The organism is Ligilactobacillus apodemi DSM 16634 = JCM 16172, assembly GCF_001434405.1.
GTDB classification, from domain to species: domain Bacteria; phylum Bacillota; class Bacilli; order Lactobacillales; family Lactobacillaceae; genus Ligilactobacillus; species Ligilactobacillus apodemi.
Map to the genome: position 1 here is coordinate 765698 of NZ_AZFT01000053.1, position 18538 is coordinate 784235.

Here is an 18538-nt window from a genome sequence, read left to right on the forward strand (position 1 = left end):
TTAATTGTACCCCTTAAAAAATCTTTCATCTGATTTGATCGCTAAACTTGATAAGTTTTCTAAATACCAATCACGAACAAATTCATATTTATATAAAACATCAAACCATGACACTTGGTGATCATCATCATGAACTTTAATGACCCAACGTGAATCACCCAATTCTTCCACAAAATCTTGCTCAAAAATCGCAATCACTACATCATTTCGCAATTTTAGAACAGCGCGATTATCTCGCCCTGCTACTAACATGTAACCGGCTTGTGCACTGATAATAAATAGCTTATCCAATGCATCCCTTGGTTCGGTATCAGAAACAATTTGATAACTGGCATTATTTGAAGCATCAAGCAAATTAAAATCAACATCAAACCCGTAGTCTTCTTTAAAGTATTTTCCAATCGCAACTAAGTATTGTTCAAAATGTTTAACAGTCTTATAGTCAAATTTTTCTTCATATTTAACTACTAATAACTTAGTCAAAGCACTACCATTAAAACGGATCAATTGGCGCTTAAAGTTGATATAAAAGAGACGCAAGCCTGTATTTTTATCAACGTAATAGGCACCTTCTGGCATGTGCTCATCAATATGGAAAGTAAAATACCCCTCCATGTTGATCCCAGGAAATTCATGATAAAGCTCATTTTTGTGGTCACTTGATTGCAAAATAACTTGTTCATTTTTATGCAATTGCAATAAGCGATTTAAAAAGATCAAATAGTAATCAGCCCGACTATATTGCTGAGGAAAGACCAAATATGCAGTATCTAACTTATAATCAGTCAATGTTTTCACAGATTCGATCAAGACATTTTTATCATCAGTATTGATCAATTCATCCAAAACCTGTGTAAACTGAATACCACGACTTAAGCTTTCTTTTAACTGATCATTATAAGAAATAAGCCTTCCTGTTGTGCTTAAAGAACCCGCATATGCGCTTAGCTTTTCTTTTGCTTTTGGTTCAAAAGTTTCTGTTGGCTTTTGGTATTTCTTATTTTTCTTACTCATATCTCTTCACCTACTTTTGTTTAGCAATTAAATCTGCAATATAGTTACGATATAAGGCAGCATTATGTGCTTCAAAGTTTTCAAAACTTCCGAATTTAGCAATAATACTTTGTTTTTCGTAACCAATTAAGGTATCTTCTTTAGACAACGCCAAAACTTTTTCTTCATTTTCACGAATTTGACGGTAAGCCCCACTTGCTTTTTCGTCAATTTCAGTTAATTCGCTCAATTCCTCGATCAAACGTTGCTTTGATTCTTTTACCTTAGACGATTCCCACGGCATCACTTTTTCTTGTGAAGTCCGTTTTATTTCTTGGCGCAACTCATCTTTACGCTTATCGCGCTCAGCTTGTTGATCGATCAAATTTTGGAGTTCATCGGTTTCCTGAGATAATTTTGTAATTTCATCGCTATTTAAGCGTTTATTTTCTTCTTCTAAAGCAAATGATTTAGCAAGTTTTTGATATTCAACTTCATCAAACTCAAAACTAACATTTAAAATATCAAGCGTCCCAAATAGACGTCTGCCCCACCAATTTCCAAAGAAGAATTGAAATTGTCCGATTCCCGTTTCTTCAAAGTAAAAAAACGGATACATTTCATATAAATAATCGATCAAGTTTTTACTCAAAAAATCACTAATTTTTGGATAGATATCTCTGATCAATCGTTCGTTTGAAAAATCGGCATCAATATCACTTTGTTTCAAGATCTCTTTTGCATATCTCTCGCCATCGATCAACTGATACACGAGACGATCATCTTGATCTTGGACTGCTTTTTCCAAAGAATTTAGGTAATTTGTCTTATCTAAAATCGCTTGCGTCAAACTTTCAGTTGCTTGTTTATGCGCTGATAAACTAAGTTGGTTTGAATTAGCCATAAAAATCTCCTCTATTCATAATTGCCCTTTAATCTTAAGCGCAAAATATTCATAGTTCTATTGTTACAAAAAAAATCATATTTATCAATTATCTGCACTGAAAATCATAATAATTTACTGATTTTATGATTCTTTGTTTAGCTATTTCAAATACTTTGTTGTAGTAATTCCCCTAACATTTTCCGCAAGTGAAGCTGTTCTTCTAAATACATCCCACAGATTTTTGAATTTTCTGAGACTGTGATCTGCTTAGGAGAAAGTGCCAAAATTTGATAACAAATTTTTTTGTGGTATTCCCTAAGCGGATCTTTATACATTTTAAATTGACGGTGTTGCCGTTTACTTAATTGTCGATAGTATTTAAAACTCTGTCCTGTACTAAGATTTAATAGTTTATTGTTTCCGAAAGATAATTACACAACGTCAAAAAACCGTGTAAACTATGGAATTTTAGCTACTCTAAAGTTTTAGGGTCTCCCTGGGGGGCTCTCATCTCATGAAATTAACTAATTTCTGAATTGTCTCTTTTTGATCTTGCTTAGTCAAGTGCGTGTAAATATCAAGCGTTGTTTGTACTTTGCTATGACCTAATCTAGTCTGCACTTCCTTAACACTAGCACCAGCCGAAAGCAACAAAGTAGCGTGTGTGTGTCTGAAGCCATGAATAGTGATAACGGGTAATCCTGCTTGTTCACAGATTAAAACTAAGTGGCGTCTTATATATGCCGGACTCATAAATTCATTATTTACGTTAGAAAATACCCACTGACTATCTGCTAAAACATTTTGACCACGCTTAAGCCAATAACTTGCCTGCTTTACTTTCCACTGTTTTAAGATCTGCATTGTTTCAATATCCATATCAAGAACCCGCTGACTTGTTGCGGTCTTAGTTCTTTGAACTATTAAGGCACTTCTTTCACCTCTTGCTTGCGTCTTATCAATGCTGATCGTGTTATTTTTAAAATCAATATCACTCCAAGTCAAAGCTAGCAGCTCGCCACATCTCATACCAGAATAAGCCAACGTTCTAAATATCGCATAAGCTTTTAAATCGTCATCTTTTGCGGTATCCAAGAACTTCTTTAACTCGTCTAATTCTAAGTAATTACGTTCCTTTTGCTTGCTTTGCCGTCTAGGTCTGATAACGTCCCTAAACGGATTCTCTTTAATATATTTAAGACGTCTAGCATACTCAAATATTCGTGACGTATTATGACACAAAGCAGGATAGATCCCTGGAACTTCCTTTGACCACTGATTTACTATTTTTTGACACATTCCGAGTGTTATCTTTTCAATCTGATAATCCCCAAACGCTGGCAATATTTTAGATCGAAATTTACTTTTTAGTGTATTAAGCGTTGATTCTCTTATAGTTAGTTCATGTTGAACTATCCAAAGATCATACACATCTTTAAACGTCATACGTTCTACCGGTTTAAAGTAGTTACCTGTATCAAGTTCATACTCCAACTTAATCAATTCTTTTTTAGCAGCTGCCTTGGTTTTAAATCCTGCACGCTTAACATATTTCTTCTTGCCTGTTTGATCGTCAATACCTGCATACAATCGGAAACGGTAAAACGTTCCCTTACTCGTTTGATACTCTGTAATTTTAGCCATGTTTATCAGTCCTTTATCTTTATTGCACGGGCTAGGTGGCTTAAAGTAATGCACGATCGGACGGCTTTATTACTGGTATCTATTCGGTTGTATATGTATTGGATCGTATCAAGTGCAATTGTTATTTATTACCTCCGCCCCCATTAATCAGAGTGGAAGAGCGCACACAATGGCGTTACCTTACACCGGGATGACATCCCAAAATATTTTTATAAGGGGGATTTCAGATATTTCATGCTATAAAAATGTTGGAAAAAGTAGGAATTTTTACCCGGTAAATCAATGTTTTTTGCTTTCGCCACAAGTGGCGCCTACCTACGAAAACCTACAGTAAAATCCTATATTTACGCCAAAATGGCTACTACCTGCCAAAAACTGCCTTTTTTCAGAAGCTACTACCCAACAAAAACCTACATTTTTAGGAATAATAGTCACTAAATTTCTTACCGACTTCACGCTCGTAAAATTTATCTATCAATTCACTTATTGAAGTCAACAAAGGATCTTTTTTATTGTTAAGTTCATTTTTTGCCAAGTATACAGCTAATGAAATTAATAAATCTAAATAACTAGATAAAAGATATGAGGAGAAATTATTTTCGACATTTTTTTCTAATAATGTATCAAAATTATCTTTTGCATACGATTTAATAGGATCGTCTATATTATCAAAAAACGTCATAGCTTTTTTAATTAAGACTAGTTTTTCTATGTCACGCTCATGACTCTTATTAGTTAGCTCAGAGGCATCTATAAAAGGCATACTATTTTCAGCTAATAAAAGCTTTTTTGCGTTCTTCGGACCGCCTAGAATTTCTATAATACGATCATTATTTTTAAGTAAGTATTCAAATATATCCTCTTTACTAAAGCTTTTATACTTGCTAAGCCCTTGTAAATAACTTACAGATACACCAAAATAATCAGCCAGCTTTTGCCAAGTTTCTATTTTGGGGTTTCTATCACCTTTTTCGTAAAAGCTTAATGACTGTTGACTTATACCAGTTTCTTCAGCGAGTTTTCTTTGACTCAAGCCTTTTTCAAGTCGTAATTCTTTTATTCTATTACTCATTTTCACCCTCCCTTTAAGCATATTCTATCAAATAAGTAAAAAAAATACTACAAATGTTGTTGACATAATAAAAAGGTTTATAATATACTACAAATGTTGTTACTACAAAAGTTGTCAAAAAGGAGATTGAGAATATGCAAAACAATCACACAACCGAATTTTTAAACTACAAGAAAGCTATGGAAATGCTAGGAGTCAAGACTTACAAAGCCTTAAACTACTACATTGACCAAGGTTTACCGGTGTACGTAGTTGGAAAGTCCAAGCGTATCAAACGTAGCGACATCATCGAATTTATGGAGGCACACAAGCAAGTTAGTAAATAGAAAGGAGCGGACACCATGGAAAAGACAAAGCTGGAGAACTGGAACGGGTTTGAAATTCGTTTCGTATCTGTAAAAGACGAGTGGCACGCAGTACTAAAAGACGTAGCCGAAGCGTTGAACTATCGGGATGCTTTCAATGCTGGTAAATACTTACCAGAAAAATATAAGGGTACTACCTTTTGGAGTACCCCTGGCGGAACTCAAGAATTAATCACAGTATCAGAAGTCGGGTTATATCGTTTAATATCACGATCCAACAAACCAGAAGCGCAAGAATTTCAAGATTGGATCTATAACACGATCAAGCAGTTACGCCAAAGCGTCGGCTTGGAAGCTTACGAAGCTTTTAGAATGCTGGACAAACAGAAGCAACGTGAAGCGATGGACATCATCAAAAACGGCATTGATAAACCAGAGCGACGCCACTATATCAAAGTTAACTCAATAGCTAACAAGGCTATAGCAATGAAATACGGCTATCCTAAAGCGATCAAAAAAGAAGACATGACACCGCAACAAGTGGCAGAGCGTGACGAGATCGCGCAGGAAGTCGCTAAGCTGATGACATTAAATGACAAATACGGGCTTGACATTAGCGTCAGCGACGCAATTTATAGCAGATATGGCAAATAGAAAGGAATAAGCAAGATGACATTAGAAGAGTATTTTTATCCTGGTAATTTCCCTATCATGAAACGGAAAAACAAGCATGGTTTATATATTACCAGTCAAGACCTAGCGGAGTTGCTAGGGATTAAGCACAGAAGTGTTAAACGTTCGATCTTAGAAAATAAAGAACTTTTGAATAAATACCGCCCGTTGCGTTCTTATGGTAAATCAAGAAAATACAAACACGGAGGAGCACCCGAGTTCGTATATTACCTTACGGAAGAACAAGCAATATTTTTGATACTGAATGCAAGAAGCACTAAAAAGAGCCTCAAATTAAAAGAAATGGCTATTGACTATATTTTTAAAACAAGAGAAGCGGTAAATAGCTATAACCACATTTCAAACTTGCTATATAAAGCAGTCACAGGGATGAACGCCAAACAGCTAAAAAAAACGAGAAACCCGAAAGTTAAGGCATCCCTTGATGTTCTAACAAGCGAGGAGCAAGAACAATATAAGCAACTTGAGACCCGTGTAATTGGCTATTTATTGGCACAAATGACTTTTGATCAGATCAAAGCAATGTTAAACGGTGGCACATTACAAGTTACAGAATGGAGAGAAGCTAAATGATTACATTACAAGAAGATAATTTCGCTTACGTAGTTTTAGCAGTATGGGACGACAGCGAAAATGGCGAATGGACAACAGAAACGGCGTTACTTGGATCATTTAAGACGTTAGAAGAAGCACAAGTGTTAGTTGATGACTTTGTAGCTGGAGAACAAGCGGAGATCGGGGACGTTGTAACTTTGACAGCTGATGATTGCTCTGTATTCATTCGTAAAATACCAGTACCGCCATACCTTTACAATCAACGTTTTACCATTGGAGCATATCCCAAAAAAGATTAGTTGATCGCATTATATCAAGCTGGTGTTACAGATTATCACGAGCTAAAAGACAAATTAAGCGATTCAAAATAAATACAAGGGCGTTAATTTTTTGACACCCAACCCCTGCCAGTGAGCAACCCACATCCCACCCACACAATAGATAAACAATAAATTAGTTAGGAGTGATCACAATGCAATATACCAACGAAACAGAGATCGACAAGCTAGATGAATTACAAATCAGAACACAAACGATAAGCGAGCTATTAAAAGCATACACTTGCGAAGATGGCAAAGCTTCACTAAGCGACGCTAAATACTTAGTTACTAGCGTTCTGCCACTTGTAACGGATAGCTTAGATTTCGTGTGTGCTGATATGAATGAGATCGGCAATTCACTAACTCTAAACGAATGGGAGGCTGAGCGATGATCACAAACGAAGAATTAGACTTACTAAGATTATTGCCTTACGGTGCTGATAATGCAGTACCTACTGCTTATCTTAGTAGCATTACAAACACATCACAAAGAAACGTCAGAACGATCATCAGAAGCTTGGTGATCAAACACGGTGTACCGATCGTTGGCGAGCGTACGGGCTCAAAACGTGGCTATTACATTGCTACTAATTCAGAAGAACGGGATCGAGCGATCGCACCACTTAAAGCAGAGATCAAGCGACTGGCACATCGACAAGTAGCGCTTGAATTTGCTGAGATCAGAACGGACTGGCTGGAATATTTAACTAAAGGAGATCAAAACAATGGCAGATCTAACTTTTAACGTTGCTGGTGTATCTGTAACGGTCAAAGCTACAGATGCAGAGCTATTAAACGAGCTGAGACGCTTCAATCATAACTTAGAGCTAACAGAGGTATTACTTGGCAAACAGCCAACTACCAGAGGCGGGAACTTGAAACAGACTGCTGAAGCTTATGGAGTTAAAACGGCTACAGTCACTAATTGGATCAAACGGGGGCTACCTTATGTTGATCTTGACGGGATGAACAAATACTTTTTATTTGCTGACGTCTCAAAGTGGCTCGCAGATAACCAGATCACAATTAAAAAATAGCATTGATGATCTATAAAGCCTTAACGGATAAAGAGCATCGGGCTAGGTGGCTTAAAGGTTGGCTTTATGGATCGATAGAAAGGAATTGTCATGATGAAATTAGGAAAAGCAGAACGCAACAAATTAGATACTTGCTTGGATCACTTACTTGATGAACAAGACGGCATTTACATCCCTCCTAGAGTGATGCAAGCCAACAAGTTGACGTTTGATCAAAAACAACTTTATGGCTTGTTATGTATGCAGGCTAGCACATCGGGAGTTGTGGCCAACGGTACGCATCTGGTTTATATCCTAGGTGGCTTGACTGATGAAGTGGCCAAGGATCTGGAACGTTTGAAGCAACTAGGCTATATCGCCCCTATCGTTCAAAGTATCGGCTTTTGTAAATATGAAGTAACAGACTGGCACATCTTGAATATCGATGACGTCATCAAGGTTAAAAATCAAATGCTTAAAGGAGTGCATTCGTAATGTTAGAACAAATCAAATTAGACGCCTGCTATTTGTTTGAAGAAGAACGATCAGACAAGGACGGCGTTAAATATGCAATGACTATGTATTTATTGGCGATCGGAGTATTTACGTTGATCTTTGGAGTTACTGGGCTAGTTACACCGTTTGTTATTGAGTGGTTACGATCGAGGGAAAAGAAAAAGCCCACTGACACCCCTGCCAGTGAGCAACCCACATCCCAATCACGACAAAACCGCAAAGATTAATCATGAAAGGAATTAATTACATGTTACAAGAAAACACGATCAAAAATCAAGAAAAAGACTTAATGGATCTTAGTACTGAAGTATCACAGCTAGCACATCGCCTAAATATGCTGACGCAACTTTTAAGCGATAAGCTTTTTAACACCGTTGACGAGTACAAACGAATCACTAACAAACGTGCCGAAAATGAACAATTAGGATTACTAATATATCTATTCGGAAATGAATTACCAAAACTAGACTTTTTATGTGATGAACTGGTAATCACACGTATCGAACTACAAGGGTTATCTGAGCAATTAAACGGTCTAGCATATCCTAAGGAGGAACACTGATGACGACTAAAAATACCGCCTTAGAACTTGCTAAACATAACTTCAAAGTATTTCCACTAGTTCCAAATACTAAGCGCCCTATCAAAGATCAGAGTTATTTAACAGCGTCTAACAATCCACAGAAAGTTGCGAAGTGGTTTGTCGATCTCCCACACGCTAACTTAGGCTTAGAGCTTGCAAGTAAAAGTTTGCTAGTAGTAGACATCGACAATCACAACAGCGCTAGCATTAGGGATACTATGCAAAAAATGGCAGATCAGGGATGCACGTTGCCAACTAATACGTATATCGAACAAACGCCAAGCGGTGGCTTGCACTTCTTTTACACTGGCATAGCTAAGAAGAAACGAGTTACAAATTTCATCCCTAACGTTGATCTATTGGCAGATTTTACAGTCATAGCGCCTAGCGTGATCAATGGTGACGCTTATAGGAGTATCAACGATCAATACAACTATAGCAATATCATCAAAGCCCCCAAATGGCTGTTAGATGTATTAAACGATACCCCTAAACAAAACTATTCAAGTGATCACCTAACACCGCAGACAGGCAAAAAATGGACTGGTAGGCGGTTAGATGAAATAGTCGCAGGCGTTGACAGTGGCGGACGTAATACGTGGCTAACTAGGCAAGTCGGTTGGCTGATAAGCACAGGCGCAGAGCTTGAGACAGTATACACGATCACACAACAGATCAATCGTGACTATATCAGTCCACCGCTACCAGATAACGAAGTCAACACGATATTTAAAAACATAGTGAGAAAGGAAGCCACTAAATATGAACAACACAGCAGATAAAACAATGATGATCGAATTCATGAACCAAATTAAAGACAAATTGAACCATGCTAATGGCTTAGACCCTTGGTTATACGAGAACAACCGAGGCACTATAAAAATAGATCCCATCAAGCTCGGTCAAACTATTTTAGAGCGTGGGAACTATCTACAGATCAAGAAAAACAACGACTTAACTTTATACCGCTATAACGATCGCTTAGGCTTATGGCAGGTCGTGACAGCTAACGAGATCCGAAAGGAAGTAAGCGCCTTGGTACGTGACCATTGGAGCAATAAAGAAGTATCGGACGCTACTAAATACATCATGGATCTAGCCGACATCAAAGACGCTAGCGAAACAATCGACAATGTGGACCCGTACGCAGTTCATTTTAAAAATGGTGTCTATGACATCAGAACGGGCGAAATGAGACCAAACAGCCCAGACAATTATTTATTTTATGGTCGTGATTATGAAATCGACACCAGCAACGCCCCTACCCCTTTAACTGATAAGTGGTTAGATGAAAGCGTAAAAGACGCCAAAACGTTCTTAATGGAATTTATCGGCTTTTGTTTTTATCGATCATACGAACACTTACAGAAGTTTGCTATCTTGCTATCAGAGGGCGGAGACGGTAAGAGCACCTTTTTCAACTGGCTAAGAGAGATGATCGGACCAGCTAACACAAGCACAGTCCGCCTAAATGATCTAACAAACCCAGAAAGACGGTTCACATTAGCGAGACTTTACGCCAAACTACTCAACTATTACGCAGACATTGGCAATAGTTTAATTATAGATCCATCCCTAATTAAGGGTATAACTGGGGATGATGCTATCGACGTAGAAAACAAAGGAGAACAAGCCCAAACTATTAAGCCGTTTGCTAAACAGATCTTTGGGGCTAATAGACTACCAAGTTTTAAAGACACATCGGCGGGCTTTGGTCGTCGTCCTTGTATCGTGCCTTTTTATTCGATCCCAGATTTTAGACAACGCTTTGACAAAAAAGCATTATACGCCGAACAACCCGCATTCGTTTATAAATGCTTACAGGCTTTTAGAGAAGTGTTACAACGTGGCTATTTTTCCGAGACCGAAGAAATGGAACGTTTGCGCTTAGAATGGATCGGAGAAAATGACATCGTGCAGGAATTCATAGACGACTATTGTGAGTTAGGCGTTGACTATGCAGTCAAGAAAGTATACTTGTATGACACTTACAAGAACTATTGTCACAACAACGGTTATAAGCCACTAAGTAATCAAAAATTTAAAAAAGAACTTAAGCGATTCAATGTATTCGATACCACGAAACGCATTAATGGAGAACCCGTCAAGGCTTATATTGGCATCAAACTAAGATCTATCGCTAGTGATGAGTTGGCTATCATGCAACTAAAATAGTCAAGCGTAACCAAAAAGCCCGAATGTAACCAGCGAGTAACCGCATTGTAAATATTTTAAAATTCGTTAGCTTTTGGCATTTATGCTATGTAACTAATGTAACTACTTTATTTATATATATACGTATAAAAAAAATAAATAATAAATAAATATATAAAGAGAGAGTGAGTTGGGCAAAATTTCGCTTACTTTGCTTACATCACTAGAGCGCCAAGGGATACAGAAGTTTTTGGGGCAGTTACGTTGAGTTACAGCGGGTTACACAATACCCACATCACTGATCCAGAAAGGAAGTTTACATCATGACAGAAGAAAACAAGAACTTGACCATTATTGACAGCTGGAAAGTTCCTAGCAAAGAAGAACGGGAGACGATCCTAAACTTTGAAGACGAAACACAAAACTGGCACATTTATACAGACGTTCCAAAACATGCACGTAAATACGAGAAATTTATCGATCAGACCAATCCACACCGCAAAGGCTACAACGTAAAAGGCGGGGCGTTGGCAATGCTCGAAGGCTACTTGAATGACATCAACGTTATCATATCCAAGAAGCGAAAACTTGAAATGACAGACGAACAAAAAGCAGAACGAATTAAACGGCTTGCCGAAGGTAGAAAGAATAACAAGCGCTAAAATCGTTTTTAAGCTCAAGAACGCTTATACGGAATGGAATTAAATTACACAACTACCCTACCGAGTGTAATTTATACTAGAGAACACGAAAGGAAGCCAAAAACACAATGAATATCACAGACGCAATCACAATGAACGAAAGCCCACAAGTAAGATTATCCTATATCCTAGACGACATCGAAACGCTAGACCGTTATGCTGGCAGACTCATCAAGACTAAATCTAAGGTCAAACAACTATTTGATGCATTGGATCAGTTGCCACCAAATGAAAAGCCTATAAGTATCGAGGGCATTTATAACTTGTATGATTTTAGAATGCAATTGCTGACGCTTGGCGTTCCAGTTCATGAAGTATACAAGTTTGATATCAAACCAGAACCAGAGTTAAACGTTACGATCATAGCAACTCATAAAGTTATGGAGATGATCTATAAACACGATGAGCAAGTGCATAGGCTAAATACTATGCTAGAAACCTATAGAGCTCTTAGAAATGATCTAAGCAAGGATCTTGCACGCTTTATCGATGATCTAAAGAAACTCACGCCTAACGATCTTAAACGTCACCACCTAAGCAATCAACAATTTTTAGACATCAAGAATATCAGTGAGCAACTGGCCAAAGATTTTAAATAGACATCCCAGAAAGGAAGTTCAAACATGAATGTAATACCCACAAATTTAAATGATTTCAAAGAAGACATCAGACACGCAAGCCCATCACGTTTGCAATCGTATCAGATCCAACTAGAAGCCTACACCGCATTTATTTCAGTATATGACGGCGTGAAAGGATCGACAGAAGATAAGATCTATTCAGCTAATAAGATCATCAACGATCTATTTTTACTTGAGATGGACCAGCTAGGCTACTACTTTGATCGCGAGTGTGCAGAAACAGCCAAGACAGCGCTTGAGTTTGCCTTGGATGAAAAATATAACGGTAAATTTGCTAAGAAAGTAAAACTACTGCCGTCAGTCATGCTAGTAAGTCGCTACGGTTTTAGAACGATCATGAGCCAACGACTAGAATCGTTAGCGAACGGACACGACGTTGACCCGTATACGATCTATTACATGAACCGCTTGAGTGGAAACATCACACTTAAAGGCTATCCAAGTCTTAAGGCATTGCGTAACATGCTCAAAATCGAATGCTTGACGGTGATTGAATACATCAAATCAGTGGTAGCACCAATCAAATAGAACGTAAGGGATGTACTGTCTAACAGCTGACATCCCTTTTAATTTATAGCGAAAAAGCCACATCCCCACAAGCGTGGACGATCGCCAAAGATGACCGTAACCACAGTTACACACCTCAAGGGCGTAGTTATAACTACACTCATGCAAGCGCCGAAAATTCAAACGTGGACCTATCCCAAATTGTTGGGAATTGTTGGAGTAAATTGCTCAGATTTGCTCAGGTCAAATGGTAGCAAATGGTAACATAAAACATTGACAAATGTTGAGAATTGTAGAGATAAAAAGCTATTGGTACAAGTAACAAAGCTGATTATCAAGCCAAAAAGTGTGCATACTTTTTAATTTTTTGTGTGCACCCTTTTTAGCTTTTTGTATGCACACCTTTTTGATGCAGTAAATGCACTATTTTAAAGCCTGTTAGAGTAACGGGAAAGGTGCAAAAACCCTAAGAAACCCTAAGATAAAATGTTAAGAATTGTTAAGGTGAATTGCTGAAAAATGCTGAAATAAAATGTTGAGAATTGTTGAGGTCAAATGCCAGCATTTGCTAACGTCTTTCTTTACCACAAGTGGCAACGTCGTAGAAAGTATAGAGCTATGAAATTTCAGTTACACAGCAAATCACAACCGTAGTTACAGTTACGCTTGTAAAATATTGGCGTGGTAGGTTTATCGAAAAAACGGAAAAATTTTAATAAGTTTCTGCAAATATAATAATAACTATTACAACAGCTACTAAAAAAATGGTGGAAAAAGGTGGAATTGTTTCAAGGTGTATTGCAAACTTGGCCCGCTTTGATTGTTCGGAAGTGATTAGGTAAATTGTCGGAATTTGTCGGAACAAAACCCTAAAGCATCAGCCAGCAGAATGTTAACAAATGTTAACCTAAAATCCTATATTGACGCCAAATATATGATATTGGGTGCTTATCGATGAAGTATTGACGACAATTGACCAAGAAACCTATAATACTGGCGGGTTTATTGATTATTTATTGTCGAAAATTGGCATTTTTCTAGTAAAAACAGTTGATTTATATAGATTAATAATGTATAATAAATATATAAAGTTAAGGAGGTGAAACAGTGAGACCAAGAAAGGAAGACCACAAAAAAGAACCGTTAGCGTGGTCGATAATCAAAGCAATTGCTAGAATTTTAGCAGAGTTCGGAGCAATCGCCTCAGGTATTGAGTACCTTGTAAGATTTATCAAGTCGCTAGGACGGTTCTAAAAGCTGAAATTATAAAGGGGGTGGTTGCCCCTTTATTTCAGTATAACCAAGAAAGGAATGAAAGTCATGAATAAAGTGGAAAAGTTTAATAAAAAACTAGCAAAGCTTAACAAAGCTACTTTTGCGATCGTTGGTGTTATTGCTACTCTTTGGCTATTACTGGAATTAATTTTAAAGTTACTAGGCAAGTAAGGAGCTGATACGATGACAGAGAAGAAAACGACAGACGCCCAAAATAGAGCAACAAAGAAATGGGGCGACAAGAACAAAGACAAGCAACGCATTTACCGCTATAGGTCTTATGCTCGCAAGTACGTTAGAGACATCGCAACGGCTGACGACCTGAAAGAATTATCTGAGATGATCCAAGTTAGACTTGATGAAATGGAATAACCAACCTTAGGGATGCTCACAGCGTCCCTTTTTCGTATGACATCCCACACGATCGATTTTAAAAAACACAGATTAAGCACACAGACACGTTTTAGTTCACTATCGAAACGACGGTAAATCACTATTAACATTCGAGGTCGTTTTAAACGACCTCAAAAAGTGGGTCAAGAAAATTGACCGAGTTTAGTTCACTGTATCCGTGGTCAATCTGATTGGCCAGAAAAACAGGTTATTCAAAATCACTTGTTTTTTAAGGTCGTTCAAAACGACCTTAAAATTTTTACTGTAAGATCCACATTGTGACAGTTTCACGATTTGCAACAATCACATATCTAACAGACTAAAAGTATTATACGTTTATCATCTTGTTTATAACTGTTTACAGTAAAACGTGTTATTATACTAGAGTAGTATTAGACGTCTTAGAACGCAAAATATCCCCTTTTAAAGCAATATCTCATTTTCACAGTTAGGAGCGTTGATCTATGATGAAATTAGACCCACCAGACACCAAAGAAGTAGACTACAGCCAAACATGTAAAAACGTTGCTAATTGGTTTGATACAGAATATAGCAAGTATCAGAGATTAGCTAACATCCCCGTAATCTCAAGCGTTAGATTATCATTAGCACCCAAAGGAACCGCTAGCGCCAACAGCGTGGAAGACATGAACGTTAATAGAGCCAACGCCAAGCAAGTTTTAGAGTTCGTCGATGCAATTCTTGACACGTTAGACGATCGGTACAAGACAATTATTAGAGCCCTCTATATTCAAGGATCACAAAACTGGCAAGTTGCCGAACGTCTGCAATACAGTCGATCCAGATACGACATACTCAAAAAAGAAGCTTGTGCCCTATTTGCTCAAACTATGGACATCACAGCAGGCACAGCGCTCACAGTTTACAAAGATCAGGAGTGATCCCGCTTGTTAGAATTTATTATTATTCTTACGGTCGTTACAGCGATCAATATTCATTTGAAACGTCATCATTGGTATTCTAGGTTTTACATCAAGCATCTATCCAGCAGGCACGAGCTACAGTACTTAGAATTGTTGATACACCAAAGATTAAAGGAGTTAGACGATGAAAGATAAGCCACCAGTTGAACAGTTACGGGACAAGGTAGCCGAGGTTCTAACTGAAATACTAGAGTCAATTTAAATATATAGATAAAGGGATGCATTAGCTTAGTTGCTAGTACATCCCTATTTATTATCTATTTGGTTGATTTTGCCGTGATTGACAAAATTGTCCATGACGATACAGCCATAGCAATAATGCCAAAAACAGCTTTTTTTGCATTATTCTATCTTACGTTGGTGGTTAGTTGGTGGTTATTTGCTGAATCATCAAATAGCTACTTGTTATCATATTAAATTTAACATACAATATAAGCAAGTCATCAGATAAAGGCTAGCTACCTTTTGAAGTGACTTAGTGGGAATAGTTGAGAGTTATAGCCCATCTTTTTCAAGTAATCAGACACACGGGAGGGGGGCTCATAGCATGAAACTATTTAGAAAGGTTAAGCGCGTTGGCAATCGCCTTTATTATCCTAGCGATTGGAAGATGTTCCATTAATCTGATGATCGCATATAGGATATACAAAAAGACTAACCACGATTTTAAAAATCACGATTAGTCTTTAACACGTTTAACTCTCAAACCACGTCGGGGGCTGATAGTTAGGGCTATCAGTCCCTTATTCGTATCTAAGTATATTATATTTAATATACGAATGCAAGTAGAGAGTCACACCAATGCCAGAAAAGAAGAATAAGCCACATCTTGCCACTTCTAATCGCTGGGCTGAGAAGGATAAAGTACGCAAATATCATTTTGCTAAAAGATCCATGGTTTGTAGTTATTGCTGAGTAGTAACCAAGGAAGACTTAGAAGTGTTGCTCGCATCTGCTAACGAGAAACTAGCTGAACGCCTTCTAGAATAAGTGAAAAAGTGCTAAAATTCTGATGCTTGAAATTTTTCATTATTTTAATCACCCGGACCTAGCATTTGTGATTTTTTAAACTATTTTACTTATTCAATTTTTATAATCTTCTAAAAATTCTTTTAAGAAAAGAGAATGGGTGTATGTTATATTCTGAAAGTTAATGTTTTTTAGTTTATTAAAATTTATTTAACAGTTCCTGAACTATTATGCTTTATGTCCTATATTTCCCTCACGAAACTTATCGCGACGACATTTCTTTTTCACGAGTCCGTCCTCAAATCTAACTGTTATATTCTTACATCCGAAATCTTCTATGACTGTCGCGTTTAAACCACAGTTCATTTTAGCTGTTTTTCCAACATATGATATCTTTTTTCGTGTACTTTTGCTCTTTTTTGATTTACCACTATCTTTTTTTTGCACTATGGATGTCGCTTTAAGCTCAATTCTTTTTTTCTCTGATGACTCAGAATTAGGCAAAACATCATCATACCAATTTCCAACTAGATGATAATCATATATTTTCTGTAATTCGTTCATACGGTTTGAAACCTTATACATGCTGGTATCTGTTACTAGGTTGGGAGATTTGTTGATTTCATCATTTTTAAAAATAGAAAGTGACTTTTCTTTTAATGTTAGTTCTGTTGTTTTTTTATCTATATCGGTTTCAATCAGGTTGATTTTGCGTTTAAATGCTGGAAGCATCTCTGATTTTTCTGTTGCAATTAGGCTGATAACATTATCATAAACATTTTTTGTACTCATACTTGGAGCTGAGTATGCAGCAATAGATCCATCGTAAGGGTTAAGATATATATGTCTTGAATAATCGAGATCTACTATACAACCATGTACCTTTCCCGAAAAAGAATATCTTTGCAAATCAGCTTGGCACCATATTTCATAAGGAGAGGGTTGAGTACCCCACTTTTTATTTTCGAGTACGACTTTTTCATATTCTGTTTTAGATTCTTGATCATTAAGTTTGATAGATTGTAATTGACTAGAGATGTTATATAGAGCATCCCAATAGTTAGAAAATCTATCTAGAATAGTACCTCCATATTTAGGCAAATTTTCATAATAATATTGTAATGGTTTTTTGATACTGTGACGTCTACCACCATACAAGATGCTAGTACATCCTGTTTTTGATATAGATACAAACATTATAAATCCAGAGTTTTTAATGAATTTTATCTGTGCTACTTGTGTTTGTAGAACCTTATTAGGTCTACGAAACTCTGTGCAATTATCTTTTGTTAACGTAATTTTTCGATAGTAACTCCAATAGTCATCTACAGTTATATCATGAATACCATCTTGATAATTATCAGGAGAAAAACCTGTATCTTGGAATTCTTTTATAACACGAGTCCATAATTCATTTTTAGCCTGTTCACTTGTCCCATAAGCTTTCCGCCAATCTTTGATGTTTTTAGGCATACAGTAACCGATAACATCTTTACTTACGTCATAAAAAACTTTTTCTGGGATATCTGATAAGGCTATAGTGTAAGCGGTATTAAGTTCAGGATTATAGATTCCTAATTTTTTTATTTTATTAAATTCATTATGATGTATGGAGTGCAATCCTAAAATATAATAGACTAGTATTTGTAATGTGTATTCAATTGTGGGTTTTGATTCTGATACTTTAAAATCCCAAAGGGTGTCTTCGGTTAAATAATCACCTTCACCCGCTTTGATGACTGAATTGTATGCTCCATGAAAATTAAAACCATTTAAAACAAGAGGCTTATTTTCTTTTTTAAGAAATTGTTTACTTCGTCTAACCATAATTTTGATATTTCTAATAACTTCTTTGGACGGTTGTATATTGTCGATTGGTGTAAAATATTTTGGACCTCTTTTAAAAGCAACATCATATCCAACTAACTTGCAAGTCATATCGATTGAATAGTCATCCAACCAGTCTATCCATTCAAGCAGTTCTTTAGCTTGTTTTAATTCATTTACTTTTGCAGCACCCTCCAGACACGTTTCAAACACTGTAGGTTTAAATGCACCCATTACAAGTCTTGTTAAATAATCTACAGCCATCCCTTGAATTGCTTTGTAGTAGGGGTTGACTTCTTTAATTTCATTATTATCAGAATACTTAACAACATTTAAAGCAGAAACAAGTATATATCCCAAATGGGGCTGCTTTATATCACGAATTCTTGATGTTACGTTATACATAGTAATCCACCTCTTAGATATTAAAATTTTTAATAAAATATATCATGCTGATATCACGCTGCTGTTCAGGAATAGATTGCTGTGTTACAAATTTTCGATTTACGTTAATTATTATAAATTAAATCGTTCTCTCGCTAAA

General features: G+C 36.7%; 25 protein-coding genes. 20 read left to right on the forward strand and 5 right to left on the reverse strand.

Features of this window, described 5'->3' with window-relative positions:
• The 4 genes from FC32_RS09065 to FC32_RS09080 form a co-directional block, all read right to left on the reverse strand.
• A complete protein-coding gene (locus tag FC32_RS09065) occupies nt 1–1014 on the reverse strand; it encodes a hypothetical protein (RefSeq protein ID WP_025088083.1) in 1014 nt (337 codons plus the stop codon).
• A gap of 10 nt (nt 1015–1024) precedes the next feature.
• Nucleotides 1025–1897, reverse strand: coding sequence for a hypothetical protein (locus FC32_RS09070; protein WP_056957407.1), 873 nt, complete (start codon nt 1895–1897; stop codon nt 1025–1027).
• Nucleotides 1898–2386: 489 nt separating this feature from the next.
• Nucleotides 2387–3523, reverse strand: a complete 1137-nt coding sequence (locus FC32_RS09075) for a site-specific integrase (RefSeq protein WP_025088078.1) — start codon at nt 3521–3523, stop codon at nt 2387–2389.
• 418 nt (nt 3524–3941) lie between these two features.
• Nucleotides 3942–4595, reverse strand: a complete 654-nt coding sequence (locus FC32_RS09080) for a helix-turn-helix domain-containing protein (protein WP_025088077.1) — start codon at nt 4593–4595, stop codon at nt 3942–3944.
• Between the two features lie 134 nt (nt 4596–4729).
• On the opposite strand from FC32_RS09080, the gene FC32_RS09085 reads away from it, so the two are divergent.
• The 20 genes from FC32_RS09085 (at nt 4730) to FC32_RS10635 (ending at nt 15333) form a co-directional block, all read left to right on the forward strand.
• Nucleotides 4730–4921, forward strand: coding sequence for a helix-turn-helix domain-containing protein (locus tag FC32_RS09085; protein WP_025088076.1), 192 nt, complete (start codon nt 4730–4732; stop codon nt 4919–4921).
• Between the two features lie 15 nt (nt 4922–4936).
• Nucleotides 4937–5554: a BRO-N domain-containing protein gene (locus FC32_RS09090; RefSeq protein WP_025088075.1), complete on the forward strand. Its 618-nt coding sequence runs from the start codon at nt 4937–4939 to the stop codon at nt 5552–5554.
• Nucleotides 5555–5569: 15 nt separating this feature from the next.
• Nucleotides 5570–6166 (forward strand): Rha family transcriptional regulator, encoded by a 597-nt coding sequence (locus tag FC32_RS09095; protein WP_025088074.1) that lies wholly within the window; start codon nt 5570–5572, stop codon nt 6164–6166.
• Nucleotides 6163–6447: a hypothetical protein gene (locus FC32_RS09100; RefSeq protein WP_025088073.1), complete on the forward strand. Its 285-nt coding sequence runs from the start codon at nt 6163–6165 to the stop codon at nt 6445–6447. The genes FC32_RS09095 and FC32_RS09100 overlap by 4 nt, the downstream gene beginning before the upstream one ends.
• A 173-nt stretch (nt 6448–6620) precedes the next feature.
• Nucleotides 6621–6860, forward strand: a complete 240-nt coding sequence (locus FC32_RS09105) for a hypothetical protein (RefSeq protein WP_025088072.1) — start codon at nt 6621–6623, stop codon at nt 6858–6860.
• The gene (locus FC32_RS09110) at nt 6857–7213 is read left to right on the forward strand and encodes a hypothetical protein (protein ID WP_051533683.1); all 357 of its coding nucleotides are present in this window, start codon (nt 6857–6859) and stop codon (nt 7211–7213) included. The genes FC32_RS09105 and FC32_RS09110 overlap by 4 nt, the downstream gene beginning before the upstream one ends.
• Nucleotides 7194–7505 (forward strand): hypothetical protein, encoded by a 312-nt coding sequence (locus FC32_RS09115; protein ID WP_025088070.1) that lies wholly within the window; start codon nt 7194–7196, stop codon nt 7503–7505. Before FC32_RS09110 ends, FC32_RS09115 begins: the two co-directional genes overlap by 20 nt.
• 90 nt (nt 7506–7595) lie before the next feature.
• Complete coding sequence (locus tag FC32_RS09120; RefSeq protein WP_081780102.1) at nt 7596–7979, forward strand: hypothetical protein; 384 nt, start codon at nt 7596–7598, stop codon at nt 7977–7979.
• The gene (locus FC32_RS09125; RefSeq protein ID WP_025088068.1) at nt 7979–8227 is read left to right on the forward strand and encodes a hypothetical protein; all 249 of its coding nucleotides are present in this window, start codon (nt 7979–7981) and stop codon (nt 8225–8227) included. The genes FC32_RS09120 and FC32_RS09125 overlap by 1 nt, the downstream gene beginning before the upstream one ends.
• Nucleotides 8228–8247: 20 nt before the next feature.
• Nucleotides 8248–8562 (forward strand): hypothetical protein, encoded by a 315-nt coding sequence (locus FC32_RS09130; protein ID WP_025088067.1) that lies wholly within the window; start codon nt 8248–8250, stop codon nt 8560–8562.
• Complete coding sequence (locus tag FC32_RS09135) at nt 8562–9365, forward strand: bifunctional DNA primase/polymerase (protein WP_025088066.1); 804 nt, start codon at nt 8562–8564, stop codon at nt 9363–9365. Before FC32_RS09130 ends, FC32_RS09135 begins: the two co-directional genes overlap by 1 nt.
• Nucleotides 9346–10758, forward strand: coding sequence for a DNA primase family protein (locus FC32_RS09140; RefSeq protein WP_056957408.1), 1413 nt, complete (start codon nt 9346–9348; stop codon nt 10756–10758). Before FC32_RS09135 ends, FC32_RS09140 begins: the two co-directional genes overlap by 20 nt.
• A 302-nt stretch (nt 10759–11060) precedes the next feature.
• On the forward strand, nt 11061–11399 hold the full coding sequence (locus FC32_RS09145; RefSeq protein WP_025088065.1) for a hypothetical protein: 339 nt from the start codon (nt 11061–11063) through the stop codon (nt 11397–11399).
• Between the two features lie 107 nt (nt 11400–11506).
• Nucleotides 11507–12037 carry a hypothetical protein gene (locus FC32_RS09150; protein WP_025088064.1) on the forward strand — a complete coding sequence of 177 codons (531 nt, stop codon included), beginning with the start codon at nt 11507–11509 and terminating at the stop codon, nt 12035–12037.
• A 24-nt stretch (nt 12038–12061) separates the two neighbouring features.
• Nucleotides 12062–12607, forward strand: coding sequence for a hypothetical protein (locus tag FC32_RS09155; protein ID WP_025088063.1), 546 nt, complete (start codon nt 12062–12064; stop codon nt 12605–12607).
• Nucleotides 12608–13693: 1086 nt separating this feature from the next.
• Nucleotides 13694–13840: a hypothetical protein gene (locus FC32_RS10630; RefSeq protein ID WP_155891516.1), complete on the forward strand. Its 147-nt coding sequence runs from the start codon at nt 13694–13696 to the stop codon at nt 13838–13840.
• A 66-nt stretch (nt 13841–13906) separates the two neighbouring features.
• Complete coding sequence (locus tag FC32_RS11095) at nt 13907–14032, forward strand: hypothetical protein (RefSeq protein ID WP_268870045.1); 126 nt, start codon at nt 13907–13909, stop codon at nt 14030–14032.
• A 12-nt stretch (nt 14033–14044) separates the two neighbouring features.
• Nucleotides 14045–14233 (forward strand): hypothetical protein, encoded by a 189-nt coding sequence (locus FC32_RS09160; RefSeq protein WP_025088098.1) that lies wholly within the window; start codon nt 14045–14047, stop codon nt 14231–14233.
• Between the two features lie 485 nt (nt 14234–14718).
• Nucleotides 14719–15156 carry an ArpU family phage packaging/lysis transcriptional regulator gene (locus FC32_RS09165; RefSeq protein WP_235722638.1) on the forward strand — a complete coding sequence of 146 codons (438 nt, stop codon included), beginning with the start codon at nt 14719–14721 and terminating at the stop codon, nt 15154–15156.
• A gap of 6 nt (nt 15157–15162) precedes the next feature.
• Nucleotides 15163–15333 (forward strand): hypothetical protein, encoded by a 171-nt coding sequence (locus tag FC32_RS10635; RefSeq protein WP_155891515.1) that lies wholly within the window; start codon nt 15163–15165, stop codon nt 15331–15333.
• Between the two features lie 1062 nt (nt 15334–16395).
• Here the strand turns inward: FC32_RS10635 and FC32_RS09170 are convergent.
• Nucleotides 16396–18399 (reverse strand): hypothetical protein, encoded by a 2004-nt coding sequence (locus tag FC32_RS09170; RefSeq protein ID WP_056957409.1) that lies wholly within the window; start codon nt 18397–18399, stop codon nt 16396–16398.
• Nucleotides 18400–18538: the final 139 nt, after the last annotated feature.

Bases quoted from the DNA above. Each gene is read 5' to 3' on its own strand.
- FC32_RS09090 (WP_025088075.1), top strand. From the start codon at position 4,937: ATGGAAAAGACAAAGCTGGAGAACTGGAACGGGTTTGAAATTCGTTTC.
- FC32_RS09085 (WP_025088076.1), top strand. From the start codon at position 4,730: ATGCAAAACAATCACACAACCGAATTTTTAAACTACAAGAAAGCTATG.
- FC32_RS09145 (WP_025088065.1), top strand. From the start codon at position 11,061: ATGACAGAAGAAAACAAGAACTTGACCATTATTGACAGCTGGAAAGTT.
- FC32_RS09165 (WP_235722638.1), top strand. From the start codon at position 14,719: ATGATGAAATTAGACCCACCAGACACCAAAGAAGTAGACTACAGCCAA.
- FC32_RS09130 (WP_025088067.1), top strand. From the start codon at position 8,248: ATGTTACAAGAAAACACGATCAAAAATCAAGAAAAAGACTTAATGGAT.
- FC32_RS09170 (WP_056957409.1), bottom strand. From the start codon at position 18,399: ATGTATAACGTAACATCAAGAATTCGTGATATAAAGCAGCCCCATTTG.
- FC32_RS09120 (WP_081780102.1), top strand. From the start codon at position 7,596: ATGATGAAATTAGGAAAAGCAGAACGCAACAAATTAGATACTTGCTTG.
- FC32_RS09125 (WP_025088068.1), top strand. From the start codon at position 7,979: ATGTTAGAACAAATCAAATTAGACGCCTGCTATTTGTTTGAAGAAGAA.
- FC32_RS09065 (WP_025088083.1), bottom strand. From the start codon at position 1,014: ATGAGTAAGAAAAATAAGAAATACCAAAAGCCAACAGAAACTTTTGAA.
- FC32_RS09070 (WP_056957407.1), bottom strand. From the start codon at position 1,897: ATGGCTAATTCAAACCAACTTAGTTTATCAGCGCATAAACAAGCAACT.
- FC32_RS09075 (WP_025088078.1), bottom strand. From the start codon at position 3,523: ATGGCTAAAATTACAGAGTATCAAACGAGTAAGGGAACGTTTTACCGT.
- FC32_RS11095 (WP_268870045.1), top strand. From the start codon at position 13,907: ATGAATAAAGTGGAAAAGTTTAATAAAAAACTAGCAAAGCTTAACAAA.
- FC32_RS09135 (WP_025088066.1), top strand. From the start codon at position 8,562: ATGACGACTAAAAATACCGCCTTAGAACTTGCTAAACATAACTTCAAA.
- FC32_RS09095 (WP_025088074.1), top strand. From the start codon at position 5,570: ATGACATTAGAAGAGTATTTTTATCCTGGTAATTTCCCTATCATGAAA.
- FC32_RS09110 (WP_051533683.1), top strand. From the start codon at position 6,857: ATGATCACAAACGAAGAATTAGACTTACTAAGATTATTGCCTTACGGT.
- FC32_RS09140 (WP_056957408.1), top strand. From the start codon at position 9,346: ATGAACAACACAGCAGATAAAACAATGATGATCGAATTCATGAACCAA.
- FC32_RS09105 (WP_025088072.1), top strand. From the start codon at position 6,621: ATGCAATATACCAACGAAACAGAGATCGACAAGCTAGATGAATTACAA.
- FC32_RS09150 (WP_025088064.1), top strand. From the start codon at position 11,507: ATGAATATCACAGACGCAATCACAATGAACGAAAGCCCACAAGTAAGA.
- FC32_RS09100 (WP_025088073.1), top strand. From the start codon at position 6,163: ATGATTACATTACAAGAAGATAATTTCGCTTACGTAGTTTTAGCAGTA.
- FC32_RS09115 (WP_025088070.1), top strand. From the start codon at position 7,194: ATGGCAGATCTAACTTTTAACGTTGCTGGTGTATCTGTAACGGTCAAA.
- FC32_RS09155 (WP_025088063.1), top strand. From the start codon at position 12,062: ATGAATGTAATACCCACAAATTTAAATGATTTCAAAGAAGACATCAGA.
- FC32_RS09160 (WP_025088098.1), top strand. From the start codon at position 14,045: ATGACAGAGAAGAAAACGACAGACGCCCAAAATAGAGCAACAAAGAAA.
- FC32_RS09080 (WP_025088077.1), bottom strand. From the start codon at position 4,595: ATGAGTAATAGAATAAAAGAATTACGACTTGAAAAAGGCTTGAGTCAA.